The sequence below is a fragment of the Nonomuraea sp. NPDC003214 genome (genome assembly GCF_053590035.1).
This window is the reverse complement of sequence record NZ_JBSFSX010000051.1, coordinates 1-1,229: the sequence shown is the minus strand read 5'-3', so window position 1 is coordinate 1,229 and position 1,229 is coordinate 1. Positions and strand designations below refer to the sequence as shown.

General features: G+C 68.8%; 1 pseudogene. It reads right to left on the bottom strand.

Going from position 1 to position 1,229, the window contains the following annotated elements:
* Positions 1–1,229 (bottom strand): annotated as a pseudogene (locus ACWDXC_RS45265) (DNA-directed RNA polymerase subunit beta); the annotation flags it as partial.

Here is a 1,229-nt window from a genome sequence, read left to right as displayed (position 1 = left end):
CGGATGATCCCGCGCTCGTCGAGGTCGGCCAGGACCTCCTCGGAGACGTTCGGGATGTCGCGGGTGATCTCCTCCGGGCCCAGCTTGGTGTCACGCGCGTCGACCTCGTACTCCTCGATGTGCACCGAGGACAGCACGTCGTCCTGCACCAGGCGCTGCGAGATGATGATCGCGTCCTCGTAGTTGTGCCCCTCCCACGGCATGAACGCGACCAGCAGGTTCTTGCCGAGGGCCATCTCGCCGCCGTCGGTGGACGGGCCGTCGGCGATGACCTGACGCGCCTCCACCCGGTCGCCCTCGGCCACGATCGGCTTCTGGTTGAACGAGGTGCCCTGGTTGGAGCGCTTGAACTTGGCCACCCGGTAGGTCGTCCGGGTGCCGTCGTCGTTCATGACCGTGACGTAGTCGGCGGAGACCTCCTCGACCACGCCGGCCTTCTCGGCGCTGATGACGTCACCGGCGTCGGTCGCGGCACGGTATTCCATGCCAGTGCCGACCAGCGGCGCCTCGCTCCTGATCAGCGGCACCGACTGCCGCTGCATGTTCGCCCCCATCAGGGCCCGGTTGGCGTCGTCGTGCTCCAGGAACGGGATCATCGCCGTCGCCACCGACACCATCTGGCGCGGCGACACGTCGATGTAGTCGACCTCGGCCACCCGGACCAGCTCCGTCTCGCCGCCCTTGGTGCGCACCAGCACGCGCGACTCGGCGAACGACCCGTCGGGGTTGAGCACCGTGTTGGCCTGCGCCTTGACGAAGCGGTCCTCCTCGTCGGCCGTCAGGTAGTCGATCCGGTCGGTCACCTTCCCGTCGACGACCTTCCGGTACGGGGTCTCGACGAAGCCGAAGGCGTTGACCCGGGCGTAGCTCGCGAGATAGCCGATGAGGCCGATGTTCGGCCCTTCGGGCGTCTCGATCGGGCACATCCGGCCGTAGTGGGACGGGTGCACGTCACGCACCTCGAACCCGGCGCGCTCCCGTGACATGCCGCCGGGCCCGAGTGCGGACAGCCGCCGCTTGTTGGTCAGCCCCGCGAGCGGGTTGGTCTGGTCGAGGAACTGCGAGAGCTGCGAGGTGCCGAAGAACTCGCGCAGCGCCGCGACGACCGGGCGGATGTTGATCAGCGTCTGCGGCGTGATCGCCTCGACGTCCTGCGTCGTCATGCGCTCGCGCACGACGCGCTCCATCCGGGCCAGGCCCAGGCGGACCTGGTTCTGGATCAGCTCGCC